Raw genomic sequence first — 19748 nt, forward strand, 5'->3', positions numbered from 1 at the left:
TCTTTAATGGTGTATATGGGCGTGTGCACTGCCATGCAGCAGCTGCCGAATAAGCGCCTTAAGCAGGAAACTCGCTTAGGGCGCTGTTTTCATTTGGAGCTGTTTATTGCTTCTTCTAACTTATACCGATTTTTTGGCTGGCTCAATGAAATGGCCTTCATGACAGTCGATCTTCAATTGGTTACAATAACAAAGAGAGGTGACGGAACGAGAAAGGAGTACAAAAGGATGCACTACGCCATTCCGACAGTGGTGGTCAGCGAATGCCTCGGCTTTTCTGCCTGCCGGTATAACGGCGATATCATTCACAATTCGTTTGTCTCTCGTTTAGGGGAGTTTGCTCGGCTTGTGCCTGTATGCCCAGAAGTGGCCATTGGGCTTGGGGTTCCGCGGGAGACGGTCCGACTTGTGAAACGAGGCGAGGAAAGGCGGCTTGTGCAGTCGTCGACGAACCGAGATTGGACGAGGGAAATGAATTTGCCACCTCCTTTGTTTTTGACAGAGGCGGAGCGGGCCGCGCCCCCTGGATACTCTTTGTTCAGCGCGGTGCAGTTTGGATACGTTTTGATTTTGGCTGCCGCTTCGGCCGAACGGAACGAGTCGAAGAAAAAGCTGGCTGCGAGCGCAAAGGAAAGGACAAGCGGGATCACGAATCTCATCATGTGTTCCTCCTCTTTGCAACATAATGGTAAGCTTTTCCAGAATCATATTTTGCCATATTGGCTTTTGTCTATCAACCAAAAACGAACAAGCAAATGATGACGGGCCAAGAAAGGGGAAACGGTATGCACGGAGCAGACATCAAAGCGATCGTCTTTGATTTGGACGGAACATTATACGAGGAAACGGAGCATTTTGACTATTATGCCGAGCAGGTGGCGAAACGTCTTCGTGAAGCAGATCGGCCGCGCTTTTGGGACGACTACCGCGCCGTGCTCGCCGCCTGTTGTAGGCGGTGTATTTTTTGTTTTATATATTCAGAAAATTATTGAAAATATTCATGAAAGCGTGTACAATAAAAAACAGTCGGCTATATACCAACTGGTCAGTAAAAAAAGCTATCCAATGCTGCTTGCGTGGAGGCTGCCGCAGTGAACGATCGCGTGAAAAGGAGGAGGAAAACGGAATGAATACGAGACATTACCCGTATTGGCCGAAACGGCTCTCAAAAACGCTGGCTGTGCCGGAGACGACGCTGGTCGACCATTTGGAAACAACGGCGAAGCGCTATCCGAACAAAACGGCGATTTACTATTACGGAGCCGTGTATTCGTACAAACAGTTGCTCGATGAAGTGAACGCGTTGGCCGGCTATTTGCAGCAAAAGCTGTCCGTCAAACCGGGCGACCGCGTTCTATTGTACATGCAAAATTCTCCGCAGTTTGTCATCTCCTACTATGCCATTTTGCGCGCTGAAGCGATCGTCGTGCCGATCAATCCGATGAACACCTCAGAGGAGCTTTCCTTTTACGTCAATGATTGCGAAACGAGAGTCGCCATCGTTGGACAGGAGCTGCTTGACAAAGCGGCCCCGCTCCTTGGACGAACGGCGTTGGAACAAATCATCGTCGCCGCTTATTCTGATTATGCTTCCGATGAATCGCCGGTTTCGCTTCCGGCTGAAGTGGCGGCGCCGCGGCGGGCCATTGGGGATGAGCGCATTCTTTTATGGGCGGACTGCCTCGGCGCCCAATTGCCGCCGCTTCCATACAACGGCCATGTTGATGACATCGCCGTCTTGCCATACACATCCGGGACGACCGGGGTGCCAAAAGGCTGCATCCACCCGCACCGGACGGTGAACGCCAACATCGTCGGCGCCTACCACTGGGGCGATGTGACGAGCGATTCGGTCGCGTTGGCGACGCTGCCGTTTTTCCATGTCACGGGGATGGTCCATAGCATGCATACGCCGATTTTCGCCGGCGCCGCCATGGTGTTGATGACGCGCTGGGATCGGGACGCGGCCGCCCGGCTGATTGAATTGCACCGCTGCACGCATTGGGTGAACATCAGCACGATGCTGATCGACTTTTTGGCCAACCCGGCGCTTGGCCGGTATGACATTTCCTCGCTTTCGAGCATTTCCGGCGGCGGAGCGGCGCTTCCGGAAGCGGTCGGGGAAAAATTGTTCCAGCTCACCGGCGTCCGTTATTTTGAAGGCTACGGGCTGACGGAGACGATTTCGCAGACGCATTTCAATCCGCCGGACCGGCCGAAATTGCAATGTCTCGGCGTTCCGTCGTTTGACGTCGACGCGCGCATCATCGACCCGGCGACGGGGCGGGAGCTTGGCGTCGGCGAAGTCGGGGAGATCATCGTTTGTGGCCCGCAAGTGTTCCGCGGCTATTACCGGCGTGAAAAAGAAACGGAAGAAGCGTTCATCGAGCTCGACGGCAAGCGGTTTTTCCGCACCGGCGACATCGGGCGGATGGATGAGGAAGGCTACTTTTTCATCGTCGACCGCGTCAAACGGATGATCAACGCTTCTGGATACAAAGTGTGGCCGACCGAAGTCGAGTCGCTTTTGTACAAACATCCGGCTGTTCAGCAGGCGTGCGTTGTCGGCGTGCCGGATCCGCGCCGCGGCGAAACGGTGAAGGCGTTTATCGTCCTTCATGACGAGTATGTCGGCAAAGTAACGGAAGAAGAGATCATTGAATGGTCCAAGACGCAAATGGCGGCGTACAAATATCCGCGCCTCGTTGAATTCCGCTCATCGCTGCCGATGACGTCAAGCGGCAAGCTGCTTTGGCGGAAACTGCAGGAAGAGGAGTATGAAAAAGCGGGGAAAGGGGTGAACAACTGATGGCGGAGATGGTAGAAACGGTATGCGGGCCGGTGCCGGTGGAACAGCTTGGCAAAACGCTCATCCACGAGCATTTCCTCTTCGGTTATCCAGGGTTTCAAGGCGATGTGACGCGCGGCACGTTCCGTGAAGACGAGTCGCTTCGCGTCGCAGTCGAGGCGGCGGAAAAGATGAAGCGGCACGGCATTCAAACGGTTGTCGATCCGACGCCGAACGATTGCGGGCGCAACCCGGCGTTTTTGCGGCGCGTCGCTGAAGAGACGGGGCTGAACATTATTTGCGCCACCGGCTATTATTATGAAGGGGAAGGGGCGCCGCCGTACTTCCAATTCCGCCGGCTTCTCGGAACAGCAGAAGATGACATTTACGACATGTTTATGGCCGAGTTGACCGAGGGCATTGCCGATACCGGAATCAAGGCGGGTGTCATCAAGCTCGCCTCGAGCAAAGGGCGCATTACTGAGTACGAAAAGATGTTCTTCCGCGCTGCCGCCCGCGCGCAAAAAGAGACGGGTGCGGTCATCATCACCCATACGCAAGAAGGAACGATGGGGCCGGAACAAGCCGCCTATTTGCTTGAGCACGGCGCCGATCCGAAAAAAATTGTCATCGGCCATATGTGCGGCAACACGGACCCGGACTATCATCGAAAGACGCTTGCTTACGGCGTTTACATTGCGTTTGACCGCTTCGGCATCCAAGGGATGGTCGGCGCGCCGACCGATGAGGAGCGGGTGCGGACGCTCCTTGCTCTGCTCCGCGATGGGTACGAGAAACAAATTATGCTGTCGCATGACACTGTCAACGTTTGGCTCGGTCGTCCGTTTACGCTGCCGGAACCGTTTGCGGAAATGATGAAAAATTGGCATGTCGAGCATTTGTTTGTGAACCTCATTCCCGCGCTGAAAAATGAAGGAATCCGGGACGAAGTGCTTGAGCAAATGTTCATCGGCAATCCGGCGGCGCTGTTCTCGGCTTGACGCCGTTTGTAAGGTCGGTAAAAACCGCGCTTTCTGCAAAATCGTTGTTGCGAACGCGCGGAAAAGCGGTTGTTTATCATCCTAAACCGAGAAAACCCCCACTTCCACGCGTGAGCGTAGGTGGGAGAGCGTTCAAGAGCGAAATCTCCATGGTTCGCGCGTTTTTTCGTTCCATCACCAGCTTTTTGGGCAACGTTGTGTTGCATGCAAAAGGCTGATCGAAAGGTAAATAGACGAATAGAAAACCGCCGTCATCCGGCTTCATCCGGCCGACGGCGGTTTTTTGTTTGGACAGGGGTCCGTTTTTTTCCATTCTCATGAATAATTTTCCTGTTGGGTTGAACAATAAAGAAAGACAAGAGCCGGGCGAAAGGGGGAGAAAAGGTGCCGGCCATCGAAAAGCGAATCCTGATCTTCTCTTTCGTTGTCATCGCCTTGTACGTGTCGCCGTATTTTGTGCTTGGCGAGGATGCGCATATGCGCGTCCACGACAATTTGGATTCGAACATCGCCTGGTATAAGGTGCTCACTCGAAGCGGTGAGCTGTTCGGACCGGTCGATGGCGTCATTCCGCAAATCATCAACGGCCTGCCGCGCAACGCGTTCGGCACAGAATTCAGCGGCATCGTTTGGCTTCACGCCCTGTTTCCATCCATTTACGCCTATGGGCTCAGTCAAGCCGCAACCCGCGTATTGGCGTTCATCGGCATGTATTTGCTGCTGCGAAAACATGTGCTGCCGGGCGAGCGCTGGGGATGGATTCGCATCGGCTCTTCGTTGACGTTTGCCTTGACGCCGTTTTGGCCATCGGGAATGTTAAGTACGCTCGGGATGCCGCTTGCGCTTTGGGCGTTTTTAAACATTCGGGGCGGCGAGCGTTCATGGGTGAACTGGGCGGTGTTGACGCTTTTGCCGCTCTATTCGAGCTTCGTGCTTGGATTTTTCTTTTTCTTGAGCGCGCTTGGGATTTGGTGGCTCATTGATGTCATCCGCGGCAAGGGTTGGAATTGGCGGTTTTTGGCGGCCATCGTCTATATGACGATGCTCTATTTGGCGGTCGATTACCGGCTTGTCCATTCGCTCTTGTTTTCCAATGAGCCGACAAGCCGCGACGAATATTTCCACGCCCGTCTGCCGCTTTGGCGCGTCATCCGGCTGACGTTCAAAAACTATGTGTTCGGCCATACCCACGTCATGACCGTGCATGGGCTCGTCATTTTACCGGTGACGCTCGTTGCCTTGTACATTGTATGGAAGCGGAAAAGCTGGCGGCGGGAGAAACTGTTTTTGATTTTGCACGGGTTGAACTTCGCGCTGTCGACATGGTATGCGTTTTGGTTTTACAAAGGATGGCTGCCGCTCACCGAACGGTTTGATTTGCTCGATAAGTTCAATTTCGCCCGCTACCATTTTTTGCGGCCAATGGTGATTTACGTCTTGTTTGCACTGGCGCTGAAAATTTTTTGGCAGGAAGGCCGAAGGTGGCGGGCGGTCGGTGCGGCGGCCATTGTCTTGCAGCTTGTCGTGCTTGCTTTATGCAATGAGGAAATCGTCTACCGCGACAAGCCGTCGTTTCGCGAGTTTTACGCGGAAAAGCAGTTTGCCGCCATTCGCCGCTATATCGGCCGCCCGGTGCATACATACCGTGTCGCCAGCATCGGCATCCACCCGGCGATCGCTCAATACAACGGCTTTTACACACTCGATACGTACAACAACTTTTATCCGCTCGAATACAAGCATCGGTTTCGCCGCATCATCGCCAAGGAGCTTGCGAAAAACAAAAAACTGCGCGAGTATTTCGATGAATGGGGCGGGCGCTGCTATTTGTTCGTCGATGAGCTCGGCAAGCGGTATATGTTTCAGAAAAACTCGAAGCGGACGATTCGCAGCTTGGAATTGAACACAAACGTGTTTTATAACATGGGCGGGCGCTACATTTTTTCAGCGCTGCCGATTGAAAATGCCGACGAAAACGCCTTGCGCCTTGAGCGGGTGTTCCGTTCCAAAGAGTCCGCGTGGACCATCTATTTATACAAAGTCGTGCCGGAGGGAGGAAGGTGACATGTTCGAACCGACGTTGGCTATTGTTGTGCCGTGTTACAACGAAGAAGAGGTGCTGCCGGAGACGATCCGCCGCTTACGGGAGTTGCGCGAACAATTGATTGAAGAGCAGCTCATTTCATCCAACAGCGCGCTTTTGTTCGTCGATGACGGCAGCTGTGATGACACATGGAAGATCATATACAAAGCGAGTTTGCGTCACCCGGAAGTGAAAGGGCTGAAACTGGCGCATAACGCCGGCCACCAAAACGCGCTGCTTGCTGGGCTGTTCGCCGCGAAAAGGCATGCCGATTGCCTCATTTCGATCGACGCCGATTTGCAAGATGATGTAGCGGCGATTCGGGAATTTGTGCAAAAGTTTCGTGAAGGCTATGACATCGTCTACGGCGTGCGCCGGCGGCGCGATGCCGATACATGGTTCAAGCGCCATACGGCGCAAGGGTTTTATCGGTTGATGAAGGCGTTTGGCGTCGATCTCGTTTACAATCACGCCGACTATCGCCTTATGAGCCGGCGCGCTGTGGACGCGCTTGAACAGTTCGGGGAAGCGAACTTGTTTTTGCGCGGCATCGTTCCACTTTTGGGCTTTCGGTCGGCGACGGTTTATTATGACCGAAAAGAGCGGCTGGCCGGGAAAACGAAATATCCGCTGAAAAAAATGATCGCCTTTGCGCTTGACGGCGTGACGTCGTTCAGCGTCACCCCGATCCGTTTCATTTCGCTCGTTGGGTTTCTCTCGTTTGTCGTCAGCTTGATGTTTGGCGCCTATTTTCTTTTCCTCAAATGGGTCGGGCATACGGAAACGGGTTGGACGTCGCTCATTACGTCCATTTGGCTGTTAGGAGGGTTGCAACTGATGGCGCTCGGGCTGATTGGTGAATATATTGGAAAAATTTACAAAGAAACAAAACGGCGGCCGCGCTATATCATCGATTTGGATTTGTGGAATTGGCCGCTGCCGCAGCGGCTGTCGCCGGCGGCGCCGTCCGAAGAGGGAGGGGCGGCCGAATGGACGCGTTCGTAATGGAACAAAAAGGGAGGTGCGCTTTGGCGGCCGCCTTTTTTCTTTGTCTTGCAATTCAAAAAAAGAAAGAGTAGACTGATGGATGGGGAGAATGGATCATTCTATTGGCCGAAAGTACGGCGAAAGCCAGTGTATGGCCGGCGAAAGGGCTTGGAAAGGGGAGAAACCGGAAATGGCCAATTGGCATGAATGGGCGGAACTGCTCGAGCGGGTAAGAGAGGAGAATCCGCTCGTCCATAATATCACGAATGTCGTTGTGACGAATTGGACGGCGAATGGATTGCTTGCGCTTGGCGCTTCACCGGTGATGGCGTATGCGAAAGAGGAAGTGGGCGAGATGGCGAAGCTCGCTGGAGCGCTTGTCCTCAATATTGGGACGTTGAATGACAAAGAGGTGGAAGCGATGCTTGTCGCCGGCCAGGCAGCCAATGAAGCCGGCGTGCCGGTCATTTTCGACCCGGTCGGGGCCGGGGCCACGCGCTACCGGACGGAGACGGCGCGCCGCATCGCGGAACAAGTCAAGCTTGCCGTGATCCGTGGCAATGCGGCGGAGATCGCCAATATGATTGGTGAGGCGTGGACGATTAAAGGAGTCGATGCCGGCGGCGGCAGCGGCGATCGAGTGGCGTTGGCCAAACGGGCGGCGGAGCAGCTCGGCGCCGTTGTCGTGATTACTGGAAAAGAGGACGTCGTTGCGGACGGACAGACGACGTATCTTATTCAGAACGGCCATCCGTTGTTGACGAAAGTGACCGGAGCGGGCTGCTTGCTGACATCGGTCATCGGAGCGTTTGCGGCCGTTGAGCGCGATGCGGCGGCAGCGGCGGTGGCTGCGCTTGTGTATTACGGCGTCGCAGCGGAGCAGGCGGCGGCCAAAGCCGGGGAGCGCGGACCGGGCAGCTTCCAGACGGCGTTTTTGGACGCGTTGGCGTATACAAGCGTCGATGATGTCAAACGGCATGGCCGGGTGGAACAACGGTAAAAGGGGAGGAGAAACACGATGGTGTACAAAGCGTTGACGATTGCCGGGTCGGACAGCGGCGGCGGCGCCGGCATTCAGGCTGACTTGAAAACGTTCCAGGAGCTCGGCGTCTTTGGCATGTCAGCGATCACGGCGGTGACGGCGCAAAACACCCTTGGCGTGCAAGGAGTCTATCCGCTCTCGGCGGAAGCAGTCGCCGCCCAGATCGAATCGGTGGCCGCCGATTTAGGCGCGGATGCGGTGAAAACCGGCATGCTCTTTAGTGCCGAGATCATTCGTACGGTTGCTGAACAAGTGAAAAAACATAAATGGGAGCGGCTGGTCGTCGACCCGGTGATGATCGCCAAAGGCGGCGCTCCGCTGTTGCAAGAGGAAGCGGTGGCCGCGCTGAAAGAAGAGCTGCTGCCGATGGCGCTTGTCATTACACCGAACATTCCAGAAGCGGAAGCGTTGACAGGCGTTGTCATCCGCACGATGGATGACCGCCGCGAAGCCGCGCGCCTCCTCCACCGGATGGGCGCCCGCTATGTCGTCGTGAAAGGCGGCCATGACGATGATGGCGAAGAAACCGTCGACTTGCTGTATAACGGCAGCGAATTTTCCTATTTTAAAAGCAAGCGAATTGACACGCGCCATACGCACGGAACCGGGTGTACATTTGCCGCGGCGATCGCCGCTGAGCTGGCGAAAGGGCGGCATCCTGTCGACGCTGTCGCGACGGCGAAGGCGTTTGTGCAATCGGCGATTGCCCACCCGCTCGGCATCGGCCAAGGCCATGGGCCGACGAACCATTGGGCGTACCGCCAATATGGAGAGTGAGAACGATGGTGCGCATCGCGAGCGGCGAAATGAAGGAGCGGCTGGCTGTTTACTTCATTATGGGAAGCCAAAACAGCGAACGTCCGGCCGCCGATGTGCTGAAAGAAGCGCTTGACGGCGGTGTGACGTTGTTTCAATTCCGCGAAAAAGGGCCGGGCGCTTTAAAAGGGGCGGACAAAGAGGCGCTCGCCCGGCAGCTGCAGCGCCTTTGCCGCGCTTATGGGGTGCCGTTTATCGTCAACGATGACGTCGAGCTGGCCCTCGCCATTGATGCCGACGGCGTCCATGTCGGTCAAGACGATGAGGACGCGCGGCGCGTGCGGGAAAAAATCGGCGATAAAATTTTGGGCGTCTCAGCGCACAACGTCGAAGAAGCGATGGCGGCCGTTGAGGCGGGCGCCGATTACCTCGGCGTCGGCCCGATTTACCCGACCAGTTCGAAAGAGGATGCAAAGGAAGCGCAAGGACCGGATGTTCTCCGCCGCTTGCGCGAAGCCGGCATCACCATTCCAATCGTCGCCATTGGCGGCATTACGGCTGCGAACGCCAAAACCGTTGTGGAAGCCGGGGCGGATGGAGTATCCGTCATCAGCGCCATCGCTTCGGCTCCGTCGCCAAAGGCGGCGGCCGCCGCCTTAGCGGAAGCGGTGCGGGCAGCCCGCACGCGCTGAATGAAAAAGTCGGTTTCCACTTGTAGGCAAAGCGCCATAAATGGAAAAAGGTGTCCCGTTGATATTTCGGGACACCTTCTTTTTTGACTGCTAGGTCGTTGTCTGCCGCCAGTTCGGCCATCGCCATTCCAACAGCGGCCGCACGAGCCGGACGACCGGCTTGCTTCCAAGGATGAGCATCATGGCAACCGACAGTGCAAGCAGAAGCGGATAGCCGTGCACATCCATAATAAAGTCTGGGAATGGCGTCTCGTGCAAATATTTTAAAATAAACCCGTGCAAGATATAGATGTAAAACGTGCGCGCCCCGAGCACGGAAAAGGAGAAGCGACGGCTCGGGATGAGCGACAGAAAGCCAAACATCATGAGCAGGCTCGCCCCATAAATGGCGAGGCGGCTCGCAATGCCGGCTGATTCCGAGACGCCGAGCGTATCGTACGATTTCGAGCCGTACAGCCAATCTTGCGGCAAATCCGGAAACCCGAAATGGATGACGAAAAACATGCCAACAAGCACGAATAGCGAAACGAGGCGCACTGGGGCGGCAAACAAGCGCTCGATCGCCGACTTTTGAAAGAAAAATCCAAGCAAAAAGAACGGGAAAAACGTGAGCGTTCGCGACAAGCTCAGCCATTTTTCCACTTCCATCATCCCGCCGGCAAGGCCGAAAAGAAGCGCCATCGGCAATGCGATCCGCTTTGGCAGCCGGCCGAACCATAACAGCAGCACGTTCCAGCTAAACAGGCTGAGCAAAAACCATAAACTCCAATGCGGGGTCAATAAGTCAAGTTCCAGCGACTGTTTGTCATACAGGAAGAAATAGTAGATCGAATACACCAGCTGGAACAGAACGTACGGGATGAGCAATTTTTTCGTGATCTTTTGCAAGTAGCCGTGCTCGTGGAATTTTTTTGCGAAATAGCCGGAAATGAAAACGAACGCCGGCATGTGGAAAAAGAAAATCCACGTATACAAGCTGTGCACCCATAAGACGTCATCAATGTACGGGCGCAGAAAGTGGCCAAACACGACGAGGAGCATGAGCGCGCATTTTGCGTTGTCAAAATAATAGTCCCGCTCCTTCATAGTGTTTCCTCCTTTCTGTACACACCAATTCGAATCATACTCCTTCTTTTTGAGGGAGTCAACGCAGGAAACGAAGCGATGGGATGTCCGCTGTCATCAGTTTGCCAAAGAAAGGTGATGATTCGGTGAAAAACGATCGGCGCGAAATAGGCGATATGACGCAGTTGCTTGAAATCATCAACGCCAAAGGAGACGAAGGCGAGCTTCATGAGATTGTCTGCAACGACGAGTTGTTTTGGAAAAGCTTGCGGGCACAGGCAGAAGACAGTGCGAAAGGAGGGGAGTAAATGGAACTGTTGCGGGCGAAGCGAATGGCTGAAGCCGGGGAGATCGTTCCGGTGATGTATAAAGGGAAACAAGTGGTGATTCAGCACGTCGATGATGAGCGCGAAATGGCTCGCGTTTATTTCACCGATGAGCCGGAACACGAACAAGACGTACCGGTGCGACTGCTTGAGGAACAATGAGAGATGTGCAAATTGTCGCCGTTTTGTCAAGGGAAAGACGATGACACTGTCTGTTCTTCTATGGTATAATGATTCAAGAAACGACGCTTGAACATTGGAGTGACAAACATGAACATCGGCTTTGGAGAAATTGCGCTCATCGTCTTTTTCGCTTTGCTCATTTTCGGGCCGAAAAAGCTGCCGGAGTTAGGACAAGCGGCCGGGAAAACGCTGCGCGAATTTAAGAATGCGACAAAAGGCATCATCGACGATGACGAGACGACAAAAGCGCAAAAATAAGAGGTTGGGCATAGAGGCCTGGCCTCTTATTTTTGCATTTCGTCCGTGACCAGCCATTTCCTCCGCGATGCGGCAAAAAAGAGACAAGCTCTGTCAAGGGGCGCCATATACATATATATGGAGGCATGTTGGCTCGTTGGGATAAGCCGTGGCGGAGGGGTTTCGTGATGATCAAAAAAATGGCGGCGGTGATTGTCGGCAGTCTGCTTCTTGGCGTTGGCATCAACGTCTTTTTAGTCCCTCACCATTTGCTTGATGGGGGGATGATCGGGCTCGGGCTGATCGCCAAATACGTGTGGCACGTTCAGGCTGGGTTGACGATGATCGTCTTAAGCGTTCCGCTTTATGCAGCCGCATGGTTTTACTACCGCCCGTTTTTTTACAACAGCTTGCACGGACTTTTATTTTCCTCATGGATGATTGACGTATTGTCCGTTTTGCGCGGCGTGGTGGTGTTGGATCCGCTTTTGAGCGCGGTCATCGGCGGGGTGCTGGTCGGCGCGGGCATCGGCTTGATGCTGCGCGAGGAGACGAGCACGGGCGGGACCGACCTGCTCGCCCAGTTTATCGCTAGATGGACGAACTGGAACGTCGGGATCATCATTTTTGTCATTGACGCCTGCATTATTTCAGCTGGGAGCATGATCATCGACTCAGTGCCGTTTGTCCACTCGCTTGTCGTCGTCACGGTCGTCGGAGCGGTGACGACGATGTTGACGTGCGAAAAAACGATGGGGGTATAGCCCGAATCCCCATCGTTTTTCGTTTCAGCAGAAATTTAGGCGCGCCTCTATGGAATATGGCATCGCTTGCCGGCGTGGGCTGTTCGCCCCCAGAGGCGCCGTTTCCGGCTGTTCGCTGATTTATGCTGTGGGGGAGTTTTAACATCGTTCGCACAGGAGATGAGAATTTTGTCCGTTTGACCTTTCCCAGCGACGAGTTCCCCAATCATTGGCGGAAGGAGCATCGGTTATTGCTTAGCCAGCTCGAGCGCGCGGTAGACGTTAATCAGCCCATAGCCGTAATACGGATCTTTTCCTCTCTCTCCCAAATCGTCAGCGCTTTCGAGAATAATGTCGCGCACTTCATCGTTCGAAAGCCGCGGGTTGACGGAGCGGATCAAAGCGGCGAGCGCGGTGACGTGCGGCGCGGCCATCGACGTGCCGGAAAGGGCGGCGTACCGGTGGCCGGCAAACGTGCTGGCAATGTTCGTTCCAGGCGCGACGACATCCATATAGTCGCCGTAGTTGGAATAAAGCGCATAGGAAAGATCCGGGTTGACAGCGCCAACACTGATCACTTCTGGATAAGCGGCTGGGAAGCTCGCCTGCGACGTGCTGTCGTTGCCGGAAGCGGCGACAAGCACGACATCATGAGCGTCGGCGTAGCGGATCGCTTCCTCAAGCACCGAGGACGGTTGGTAGTTGCCAAGGCTTAAATTGATGACCTTTGCCCCGTGGTCGACCGCCCAGCGGATTCCTTTCGCTACATCAATGCTCGTTCCATAGCCGTCCGCATTTAATGCTTTGACGGCCATGATCGGGTTGAACCATGTTATGCCGGCGACTCCTTCGCCGTTGTTCGGCTGTGAGGCGATAATGCCAGCGACATGGGTGCCATGGCCGTTTTCGTCATTCGGAGAGCGGTCGTCGGCCAATACGTTATATCCGGGCAGAAGGCGGCGGGTTAAATCGGGATGGGTCAAATCGACTCCGCTGTCGATGATGGCGACAGGCACATTCCGCTTGCCGCGCGACAGCGTCCAGCCGTCTTCGGTATGAATGGCCGGCAAGTTCCACTGGTAGCGGGCGTAAAACGAATCGTTCGGCACCGGCGCCGGCTTGTTCCACTCATTTTGCATGTAAATGTAGTGCGGTTCGCAATAATCAACCGTTGGAAGAGAGCGGAAATAGCGGCGCATTTCCTCATACGTTTGCTCGCGCGAGCGGAATACAAACACGTGGTCGACCTGCTTGATGAACTGGCCGGCGATGGCTGCCTCCATTTGTTGAAGACGGCTTTCCGATGGCAATGCCCGAAAGCGGACCACGATCTCATTGGCGAAATAATGGCTTCGGTCACCGCGGCGATTATGGAGGATTTCCCGAATGCGCGGGTGCTTGTTCAACTGCTGTTTCAGCTGCTCGCCTGCGCTTAAGCTGTCTAAGGCGACAACGGTTGGATGGGTGGGTGCGACCTCGGCGTCAAACGGCTTCAGCCGCGGTGGAGCCGGGGCGTTTTCTTCTGGAGCCGGTCGCCCCAAGACGGCTGCGGCAACGAGTAGAGCAACAACCGCGCTGGCCGCGGCCCATATTCGGTATCGGCGTTTCACGCTGTTCACCTCCTTTGTTGTTAGGATGGGCGATTGACGGACAAATCATGAAAAATGGGATTCACCTTTTGCCATGGTGAAATCCCATTTTCTTCTTCAGCGGCCGACCGATTGCATACAGATGCAGCGAGGAGCGGGCGGCGAGAGGAAGAGAGGTGTTTGTCCGCGCCGGTTGCATCCGCTGCCATGCCGGGGCGTATTTGACGAACAACCGAGTCATCGCTGCTGATGTAGTGGGCACCGAGCCGTCGCGGGCGAAAGCGCTGAAGAAAACAGAAAAAGTGTTTGGAGAGCCGGTGTTGTACGCTCCTGACACGCCGGTGCCGATTCCAAAAGGGGCGAAAGTGTTGAAAGTGCCAACTGATCAGTTAGACCGAGAACAAATCCGGCTCTCCTTTGCTCATGGCGATTCACCGGGAGGGTATAAAGTGCCGAGCCTGATCGGGCTCGCTTGGAGCGCTCCATACTTGCATGATGGCGGCGTGGCGGTTGGGCCGAATGGTGAGCTCGGGCTTTCGGGCACCGTTCAAAAAGGCATCGCCCCTGATGCGCGCAACAGTCTGCGGGCGCTGATCGACCGGACGTGGCGCGAGCGCGTCATCGCCGCCAACGCCAAGGACTCCGACTTGCGGACGGTGCATGTGACCGGCGCCGGGCACCGGTATTGGATCGACCGTCAAGCCGGATTTACGAAGGAAGAGCAAGAGGCGGTATTGGACTATTTGTTGTCGCTCACCTCGCGCTGACCGCATTGTGCGGTCGTTTGTTCTGCGCTCATGCCGCTGGGAATAGTTCCCTTGCAACGCTGTTATAAGACGGCTCACACTAATAGGCAAGGGAGGGAAAGCGATGAGCGAAACATGTTTTTACTGTCAGTGCGAGTGCGATGACAAGGTGCATTACGTATCGTTCCATACGAATGGCGAAGAACGCGAAGAAACGCTTTGTCCGGAATGTTACCAAGAATGGCTGCAGGGCATGAAAGGTTGACATTTCTTCCTGCTTTCATTTCGCTCGGAAGCGGGGCTTTTTCGCGAAATGATGATGAAGAAACCGCACCGTGGTCAAACCGGTGCGGTTTTTTGGGACAGCGGCGGAGTGGCGATGATGTCCGCCAAATCACTGTCTTCGTCATAGGCGCGGTAGACAGCGGCTTTCGTACGCGGAGCATGGACCGATAAAAAGAGAATGCGTTCCTTGTCTTCACGGGTGACTTTCGTTTCCATTTTCAATGACACTCCGTTTATCGTGAGCGAGTAGAACCGGTACGTCAAGCCAAGCCATGTGCGTTCTGACCGCACGGTATCTGGATGATGGCGGATGAACGCAGCGAGCTCGGCGAACGAATGCATCTCCCGCTCCAGCCATTCGCGGATGGCACTTGCCGCCTGCTCCAACCAGCCTTTCCAAGACGTTTTCATCGGCATCACCTTTTTTCATCCATCTTGCCCATTTTCGCTGTTCGTCATGCAGGGAGGCGGATGGAAAACGTCGTCATGTTGTCGTTGGAAGAACAGCAGATATCCCCGCCGTGGTCTTCGATCACTTTTTTGCAAATGTACAGGCCGATGCCGGTTCCGAGTTTTTTCGTTGTAAAAAACGGCTCGAAAATCGTTTCCACAATGTCGGCTGGAATTGACGGACCGTTGTTGGCGATTTCGATGATGATGCTTCCGTCTTGGCAACGGGCGGCGATGTTGATCCGCCGCGGTTTTTCCCTCTCTTTCACCGCTTCGATCGAGTTGAGCAAAATGTTTACCAGCACCTGGCGCAGCTGATCTTTATAGGCAAATATATGTATGGATTCATCGATCGCCACCGAAAGGTCGACATCGCTGTCGACGATCGTGGCGTATAAAAACTCGATAATTTCCTCCAACAACTGGTACAGCGAAAACGTTTCTTTTTCGCTTTCAACAATTTCTTTGCGTGAGGCATGCAAAAATTGCGAAATGCGAAATTTCAGCTGCTGCAACTCATGGTCGATAATGTCTAAATAAGGAAGATGCGGATGCTCAAACTTCAATAATTGAATAAAACCAATGATAGCCGTAAGCGGATTGCGAAACTCATGGACAAAACTCGATGACATTTGCCCAAGCAGCGTCAGCCGGTCTTGATGCGATCTGGCAATGAGCGCGTTTTTTTCATGCAGTTCTTTTTCCTTTAACTCATTGTATTTTGTGATGGCATGAAACAGAAATTGGTCAAACAGCTCGTTCAAATGGTCGATGAGCGGGGACAGCTCGTCGACCGGCAGCGGCGCGGCGAGCGCGTGGTTGATGACGAGCCGCCTCCCAAGGTTGACGTTGTAGACGAGAGCGCCGATGCCGACATTCATTTCCGCACGTTCTTTCGCGATTTTGTTGGCTAACCGTTCGACCGTCTCGCTAGATAGCGACCGCAACAGCGCTTCTTTGACCAGCTCAAACACTGCTAAGCCGTTTTGTTCGACATGATCGATGTATTTGTCATCGTCGGCAATTTTCATATGTTGCCGCCAATAGGCGAGAAAGTTCGGCAAATGGGCTTCTAAATGGGTGACGAGCTGCTGTGCCGCAGATGCCAAAAAAGCCACCTCGCTTTCCATCATTTATTTTTTATTATAAGGGGGAATATCGGACTAGAACAGGGGAAAAATCGCAATCGGTCCGGCCAAACGAACGTCCTTTTGCGAAAAACGATCAAAAAACCTGGTGCTGCGGGCGGGACAGACTGTTTGAACGAAAAAAGAAAAATCATTTATAATGAATGAGGCAAACAAATATTTTGCTAAAGGTTGGGGACGATCGTGAAATTGTATGACTCGATTTTAGATTTGATTGGCGGCACGCCGATTGTAAAGTTGCAGCGTCTTCCTGACCCGGACGGCGCGGATGTGTATATGAAGCTTGAATCGTTCAATCCGGGCGGCAGCGTCAAAGACCGGCCCGCTTGGGAAATGATCCGCCGCGCCGAGGCGGAAGGGAAAATTGCACCGGGAAAAAGCACGATCATTGAACCGACGTCCGGCAACACCGGCATCGGCCTGGCCATGGTGTGCGCCGCCAGAGGTTACCGTTGCATCATTACGATGCCCGACAATGCGACGGTCGAACGGGTGAAAATTTTAAAGGCGTACGGAGCCGAAGTCTATTTGACGCCGGCGGAGAAGCGGATGCAAGGGGCGATCGATGAGGCAAACCGGCTTGCTGGCGAAATCCCTGACAGCTTTATTCCGATGCAGTTTGAAAATCCGGCCAATCCGGATGCACACCGGCATACAACAGCGGTGGAAATTTATGAAGCGTTTGATGGACGGCTCGATGCGTTCGTGTTAACCGCCGGCACCGGCGGGACGGTGACCGGAACAGGGGAGGAGCTGAAAAAACGCATCCCGAATTTGCGCATTTACGTCGTTGAACCGTACGGTTCGCCTGTGTTGTCGGGCGGCAAGCCGGGGCCGCACAAAATTCCCGGCACGGGTCCGGGGTTTATCCCGAAAATTTTAAATCGCTCGATTTATGATGACATTTTTTTGATCAAAGATGAGGATGCCCAACAGATGGCGCGCGAACTGGCGGCGAAGGAAGGCATTTTGGTCGGCGCTTCGGCCGCTGCCAGTGCCTATTACGCCATCAAAGTGGCGAAACAGCTCCCCAAAGGCGCCCGCGTCCTTTGCATGGCGCCCGATTCCGGCGAGCGGTATTTGTCATCCGATTTATTCGCTGATTAAGCGGACGGCGCATCGGCGAAAAAGCGAGGGCCGTTGGCTTCACTGCTCCTTGCCTGTCATGGGAAGAGAAGCATTCCTCTCTGCTAAACAGGAGAGGAATGTTTTTGGTTTGGTATTTCTGATGCAATTTAAAGCTTTAACATTTTTCGTTTTTACCGGTCATTTCATCCGACTGTCGAGTGACCGAACAACACCGCTTAAAGACCCATGAATGGGTCTTTAAGCGAGTCGTTGTTCGGTCTTCCGTCACGCCTTAGCGTGACGGAGGCAAGCCTATGGCTTGCCTTCGACAGTCAAAAATGGATGAGTCACTTTTCCGTCAAGGATATGTTAAACGATTTCGTTGCATCTATATAGTTTGCAGAAAGCGGATAGTAGAGCAACAGTTGCCGTCCCTTTTTGCCTTCGCGCCGCCGTCCGCTGTCGATAAAACCGGCAGTCAAGTACAATCGCTGCGCTGTCAAGTTTTGTTCATTGACAGCAAGCACAATTTCGTTGATGTAAGGTGGAGAGGAAGTGTTCGCTTGGCTTTGGAAAGACAACAAGGGCGGAACAGCATGGCGCGCATCGCGTTGACGCTGGTGATCGTGGCGCTCGGCGGCTTCATTTTCGCCTTGTTTGGCGTTCCGCTCCATTGGATGCTCGGTCCAGCAGCTGCGTTGCTTTTGGTTGGTCGTTTTTTGAAGGGAAAGTTGTATTGGCCGGTCGGCATTCGCAACGCTGCGCTCATTCCGATCGGCTATACGCTAGGGACATCGATGACGGCAGGAACGCTTGTGGAGATGGGCCGACAATTGCCGGCGATGTTGCTGGCGACGGTGTTGATTTTGTTGTTTAGCTTCCTTGTTTCTTGCCTTGTCGCGAGATGGACAAGGATTCCGCTCCGTTCGGTTGTCACCGGCAGCATCCCCGGCGGATTGTCGCAAATGCTTGTGTTGGGCGAAGAGCTCGACGGTGTCGATGCAACGATTGTCACGTTTTTTCAAGTGATGCGCCTGATGGGCGTCGTGTTTCTCGTCCCGCTTATCGCCTTAAGCCCGTTCTTTTCCGGTGGCGCTGAGGCGGGGACGGGCGCAGCAAGCGGACAAGGGGCGCATTGGAGCGTCGGTCTTGTTTGGCTGTATTTGATCGTCACGGTTGCCAGCGCGATCATCGGAAGGCGCATCAAACTGCCGACTGCCTATTTGCTTGGCCCGATCATCGGAACATCGGCTCTGGTCATTGCCGGGACGCCGGCGCCCCATTTGCCAGCGCCTTTGTTAGATATCGCGCAAATCGCGATGGGCGCTTATCTAGGCTTAATGCTGAAACCGGCTCGCATCGCGGAAAAGGGAAGAGCCGTGCTGGCCGCTGTGGTTACCGGTCTTGCGCTCATTTTGTTTTCCATGGCTTCGGCATTTGTCTTAACGGCTCTGCATGGCGTGTCGTATTTGACAGCGTTCATCGCCTTGGCGCCGGGGGGCATGGATCAAATGGGAATTTTGGCGCGGGAGGCGCATGCCGACCTTGCCGTTGTGACAAGTTATCAAATGTTCCGCATTTTTTTCATTTTGCTTGTCGTTCCACCGGTGCTGAAAAAATGGTTTGCCGCCCGCTGGTTTCGATGGATCGAACGATGGGCCATACATCATGGTGGACGGTCCATGCAGTCTGCGTCAATCAAAAAGAAAGGGCTGTGACAAGAAACAAATATATGCTAAACTAGAAAGAAAAAGGAGGGGGTTGCCATGAATCATTCGACCGTTTATCGTCCGCATAGCCCAGTGGCGAAGTTGGCGGTTTCCTTTTTAGCGGCGCTGGCCGTCGCGACGGCGGGGCTGTATGCCGGGCAATGGGTGCCGGCTGGCCTGTATTTGCCCCTTTACGGGCTTGAACTTGTGCTGCTGTTGGTCATGATGTTCGCCCGCGTGAAAAAAGCTGTCGGCTATCCGCTTATGTTTGCGTTTATGTTTGTCTCGGGGGCGACGCTCTATCCGCTCATCGGCTATTACATTTCCATCATCGGCGCGGCGGCGGTGTTCAAAGCGTTTGCGCTGGCCGTTGTATCGTTTTCCGGCGTTGCCATTTACGCAGCGAGAACGAAAGAAGATTTTTCGTTCCTCGGCGGGTTTTTGATGCTGGGCGCGTTTGCGCTCCTTGGCTTGCTGATCATCCAATGGTTCATCCCATTCTCAAGCGTAGGGCAAATGGGCATCGCCGCTTTGGGGATTTTGATTTTCCTTGGCTTTACGATTTACGACATCAACCGTTTGGCCCGCTATGGCTTTACGGAAGCGGACATCCCGATGATTGTCGTCAATATTTACCTTGATTTCATCAACTTGTTTGTCTACATTTTGCGTTTTTTCGCCAGCGATGAGGATTGAGCGCCAAAAAGGGCTGCTTTTGGGGCAGCCCTTTTTCCATGACCGTGGCATTGATCAAAGCGGCAAGTCGAAATGGTGCGGCTGTTTTTTTACGGCATTAAAGGGGAAACGCGGTGAGGCAGGAATCGGCAAACGGTGGGGCGAATATAGAGAA

The 19748-nt window shown here is 54.2% G+C and carries 22 protein-coding genes and 1 pseudogene; 18 read left to right on the forward strand and 5 right to left on the reverse strand.

What is annotated here, in order from left to right; all coding sequences use genetic code 11:
• Positions 1–228 precede the first annotated feature (228 nt).
• From GT3570_RS19340 to GT3570_RS07270, 4 genes are all read left to right on the forward strand, one after another.
• Positions 229–759, forward strand: coding sequence for a 2-thiouracil desulfurase family protein (locus tag GT3570_RS19340; RefSeq protein WP_042382335.1), 531 nt, complete (start codon positions 229–231; stop codon positions 757–759).
• A 26-nt stretch (positions 760–785) separates the two neighbouring features.
• Positions 786–992: an HAD family hydrolase gene (locus tag GT3570_RS07260; RefSeq protein WP_167552182.1), complete on the forward strand. Its 207-nt coding sequence runs from the start codon at positions 786–788 to the stop codon at positions 990–992.
• A gap of 134 nt (positions 993–1126) precedes the next feature.
• Positions 1127–2809 carry a long-chain fatty acid--CoA ligase gene (locus GT3570_RS07265; protein ID WP_011231001.1) on the forward strand — a complete coding sequence of 561 codons (1683 nt, stop codon included), beginning with the start codon at positions 1127–1129 and terminating at the stop codon, positions 2807–2809.
• The gene (locus GT3570_RS07270) at positions 2809–3789 is read left to right on the forward strand and encodes a phosphotriesterase family protein (protein ID WP_062898584.1); all 981 of its coding nucleotides are present in this window, start codon (positions 2809–2811) and stop codon (positions 3787–3789) included. Before GT3570_RS07265 ends, GT3570_RS07270 begins: the two co-directional genes overlap by 1 nt.
• 76 nt (positions 3790–3865) lie before the next feature.
• Here the strand turns inward: GT3570_RS07270 and GT3570_RS07275 are convergent, their stop codons facing one another.
• The gene (locus GT3570_RS07275; protein ID WP_025039201.1) at positions 3866–4108 is read right to left on the reverse strand and encodes a hypothetical protein; all 243 of its coding nucleotides are present in this window, start codon (positions 4106–4108) and stop codon (positions 3866–3868) included.
• A gap of 65 nt (positions 4109–4173) precedes the next feature.
• Here GT3570_RS07275 and GT3570_RS07280 point away from each other — a divergent pair, with 65 nt between their 5' ends.
• The 5 genes from GT3570_RS07280 to thiE all read left to right on the forward strand — a co-directional run bounded on the left by GT3570_RS07280 (position 4174) and on the right by thiE (position 9349).
• The gene (locus GT3570_RS07280; protein ID WP_062898585.1) at positions 4174–5853 is read left to right on the forward strand and encodes a DUF6044 family protein; all 1680 of its coding nucleotides are present in this window, start codon (positions 4174–4176) and stop codon (positions 5851–5853) included.
• A 1-nt stretch (position 5854) separates the two neighbouring features.
• On the forward strand, positions 5855–6877 hold the full coding sequence (locus GT3570_RS07285) for a glycosyltransferase family 2 protein (RefSeq protein WP_023634543.1): 1023 nt from the start codon (positions 5855–5857) through the stop codon (positions 6875–6877).
• Between the two features lie 172 nt (positions 6878–7049).
• Positions 7050–7859, forward strand: coding sequence for a hydroxyethylthiazole kinase (gene thiM / locus GT3570_RS07290; RefSeq protein ID WP_062898586.1), 810 nt, complete (start codon positions 7050–7052; stop codon positions 7857–7859).
• Positions 7860–7877: 18 nt separating this feature from the next.
• Positions 7878–8678: a bifunctional hydroxymethylpyrimidine kinase/phosphomethylpyrimidine kinase gene (gene thiD, locus GT3570_RS07295; RefSeq protein WP_011231006.1), complete on the forward strand. Its 801-nt coding sequence runs from the start codon at positions 7878–7880 to the stop codon at positions 8676–8678.
• A 5-nt stretch (positions 8679–8683) separates the two neighbouring features.
• Positions 8684–9349: a thiamine phosphate synthase gene (gene thiE / locus GT3570_RS07300; RefSeq protein ID WP_011231007.1), complete on the forward strand. Its 666-nt coding sequence runs from the start codon at positions 8684–8686 to the stop codon at positions 9347–9349.
• 90 nt (positions 9350–9439) lie between these two features.
• Here thiE and GT3570_RS07305 read toward each other — a convergent pair whose 3' ends face one another.
• On the reverse strand, positions 9440–10435 hold the full coding sequence (locus GT3570_RS07305) for an acyltransferase family protein (RefSeq protein WP_011231008.1): 996 nt from the start codon (positions 10433–10435) through the stop codon (positions 9440–9442).
• Between the two features lie 125 nt (positions 10436–10560).
• On the opposite strand from GT3570_RS07305, the gene GT3570_RS07310 reads away from it, so the two are divergent.
• From GT3570_RS07310 to GT3570_RS07325, 4 genes are all read left to right on the forward strand, one after another.
• Positions 10561–10722, forward strand: a complete 162-nt coding sequence (locus GT3570_RS07310) for a hypothetical protein (protein ID WP_011231009.1) — start codon at positions 10561–10563, stop codon at positions 10720–10722.
• The gene (locus GT3570_RS07315; RefSeq protein ID WP_011231010.1) at positions 10723–10902 is read left to right on the forward strand and encodes an H-type small acid-soluble spore protein; all 180 of its coding nucleotides are present in this window, start codon (positions 10723–10725) and stop codon (positions 10900–10902) included.
• A 108-nt stretch (positions 10903–11010) separates the two neighbouring features.
• On the forward strand, positions 11011–11181 hold the full coding sequence (locus GT3570_RS07320; RefSeq protein ID WP_011231011.1) for a twin-arginine translocase TatA/TatE family subunit: 171 nt from the start codon (positions 11011–11013) through the stop codon (positions 11179–11181).
• A gap of 167 nt (positions 11182–11348) precedes the next feature.
• Complete coding sequence (locus tag GT3570_RS07325; RefSeq protein ID WP_014195667.1) at positions 11349–11924, forward strand: YitT family protein; 576 nt, start codon at positions 11349–11351, stop codon at positions 11922–11924.
• Between the two features lie 227 nt (positions 11925–12151).
• Here the strand turns inward: GT3570_RS07325 and GT3570_RS07330 are convergent, their stop codons facing one another.
• Complete coding sequence (locus GT3570_RS07330) at positions 12152–13513, reverse strand: S8 family peptidase (protein ID WP_062898587.1); 1362 nt, start codon at positions 13511–13513, stop codon at positions 12152–12154.
• A gap of 119 nt (positions 13514–13632) precedes the next feature.
• Between GT3570_RS07330 and GT3570_RS07335 the strand changes: the two are divergent.
• Both GT3570_RS07335 and GT3570_RS18690 read left to right on the forward strand, forming a co-directional pair.
• Positions 13633–14259: pseudogene (locus GT3570_RS07335) on the forward strand (electron transport protein); the annotation flags it as partial.
• Positions 14260–14362: 103 nt separating this feature from the next.
• Positions 14363–14503, forward strand: a complete 141-nt coding sequence (locus tag GT3570_RS18690) for a hypothetical protein (protein WP_013145486.1) — start codon at positions 14363–14365, stop codon at positions 14501–14503.
• 74 nt (positions 14504–14577) lie between these two features.
• Here the strand turns inward: GT3570_RS18690 and GT3570_RS07340 are convergent, their stop codons facing one another.
• Positions 14578–14934 carry a hypothetical protein gene (locus GT3570_RS07340; protein ID WP_062898588.1) on the reverse strand — a complete coding sequence of 119 codons (357 nt, stop codon included), beginning with the start codon at positions 14932–14934 and terminating at the stop codon, positions 14578–14580.
• 44 nt (positions 14935–14978) lie between these two features.
• Positions 14979–16082, reverse strand: a complete 1104-nt coding sequence (locus tag GT3570_RS07345; protein WP_062899093.1) for a sensor histidine kinase — start codon at positions 16080–16082, stop codon at positions 14979–14981.
• A gap of 222 nt (positions 16083–16304) precedes the next feature.
• Between GT3570_RS07345 and cysK the strand changes: the two genes are divergently transcribed.
• The 3 genes from cysK to GT3570_RS07365 all read left to right on the forward strand — a co-directional run bounded on the left by cysK (position 16305) and on the right by GT3570_RS07365 (position 19594).
• Positions 16305–17228, forward strand: coding sequence for a cysteine synthase A (gene cysK / locus GT3570_RS07350; protein WP_011231021.1), 924 nt, complete (start codon positions 16305–16307; stop codon positions 17226–17228).
• A 557-nt stretch (positions 17229–17785) separates the two neighbouring features.
• Positions 17786–18907, forward strand: a complete 1122-nt coding sequence (locus GT3570_RS07360) for an AbrB family transcriptional regulator (RefSeq protein ID WP_404811329.1) — start codon at positions 17786–17788, stop codon at positions 18905–18907.
• A gap of 48 nt (positions 18908–18955) precedes the next feature.
• Entirely contained in the window at positions 18956–19594 is a 639-nt protein-coding gene (locus GT3570_RS07365; protein WP_011231023.1) for a Bax inhibitor-1/YccA family protein, read from the forward strand.
• The last annotated feature ends 154 nt before the right edge of the window (positions 19595–19748 follow it).

Source organism: Geobacillus thermoleovorans, from assembly GCF_001610955.1.
GTDB classification, from domain to species: domain Bacteria; phylum Bacillota; class Bacilli; order Bacillales; family Anoxybacillaceae; genus Geobacillus; species Geobacillus thermoleovorans.

Bases quoted from the DNA above. Each gene is read 5' to 3' on its own strand.
- GT3570_RS07315 (WP_011231010.1), top strand. From the start codon at position 10,723: ATGGAACTGTTGCGGGCGAAGCGAATGGCTGAAGCCGGGGAGATCGTT.
- GT3570_RS07275 (WP_025039201.1), bottom strand. From the start codon at position 4,108: ATGAGAATGGAAAAAAACGGACCCCTGTCCAAACAAAAAACCGCCGTC.
- GT3570_RS07285 (WP_023634543.1), top strand. From the start codon at position 5,855: ATGTTCGAACCGACGTTGGCTATTGTTGTGCCGTGTTACAACGAAGAA.
- GT3570_RS07365 (WP_011231023.1), top strand. From the start codon at position 18,956: ATGAATCATTCGACCGTTTATCGTCCGCATAGCCCAGTGGCGAAGTTG.
- GT3570_RS07320 (WP_011231011.1), top strand. From the start codon at position 11,011: ATGAACATCGGCTTTGGAGAAATTGCGCTCATCGTCTTTTTCGCTTTG.
- GT3570_RS07340 (WP_062898588.1), bottom strand. From the start codon at position 14,934: ATGAAAACGTCTTGGAAAGGCTGGTTGGAGCAGGCGGCAAGTGCCATC.
- GT3570_RS07270 (WP_062898584.1), top strand. From the start codon at position 2,809: ATGGCGGAGATGGTAGAAACGGTATGCGGGCCGGTGCCGGTGGAACAG.
- thiM (WP_062898586.1), top strand. From the start codon at position 7,050: ATGGCCAATTGGCATGAATGGGCGGAACTGCTCGAGCGGGTAAGAGAG.
- GT3570_RS07260 (WP_167552182.1), top strand. From the start codon at position 786: ATGCACGGAGCAGACATCAAAGCGATCGTCTTTGATTTGGACGGAACA.
- GT3570_RS07325 (WP_014195667.1), top strand. From the start codon at position 11,349: ATGATCAAAAAAATGGCGGCGGTGATTGTCGGCAGTCTGCTTCTTGGC.
- thiD (WP_011231006.1), top strand. From the start codon at position 7,878: ATGGTGTACAAAGCGTTGACGATTGCCGGGTCGGACAGCGGCGGCGGC.
- GT3570_RS19340 (WP_042382335.1), top strand. From the start codon at position 229: ATGCACTACGCCATTCCGACAGTGGTGGTCAGCGAATGCCTCGGCTTT.
- GT3570_RS07265 (WP_011231001.1), top strand. From the start codon at position 1,127: ATGAATACGAGACATTACCCGTATTGGCCGAAACGGCTCTCAAAAACG.
- GT3570_RS07360 (WP_404811329.1), top strand. From the start codon at position 17,786: ATGGCGCGCATCGCGTTGACGCTGGTGATCGTGGCGCTCGGCGGCTTC.
- thiE (WP_011231007.1), top strand. From the start codon at position 8,684: ATGGTGCGCATCGCGAGCGGCGAAATGAAGGAGCGGCTGGCTGTTTAC.
- GT3570_RS18690 (WP_013145486.1), top strand. From the start codon at position 14,363: ATGAGCGAAACATGTTTTTACTGTCAGTGCGAGTGCGATGACAAGGTG.
- GT3570_RS07305 (WP_011231008.1), bottom strand. From the start codon at position 10,435: ATGAAGGAGCGGGACTATTATTTTGACAACGCAAAATGCGCGCTCATG.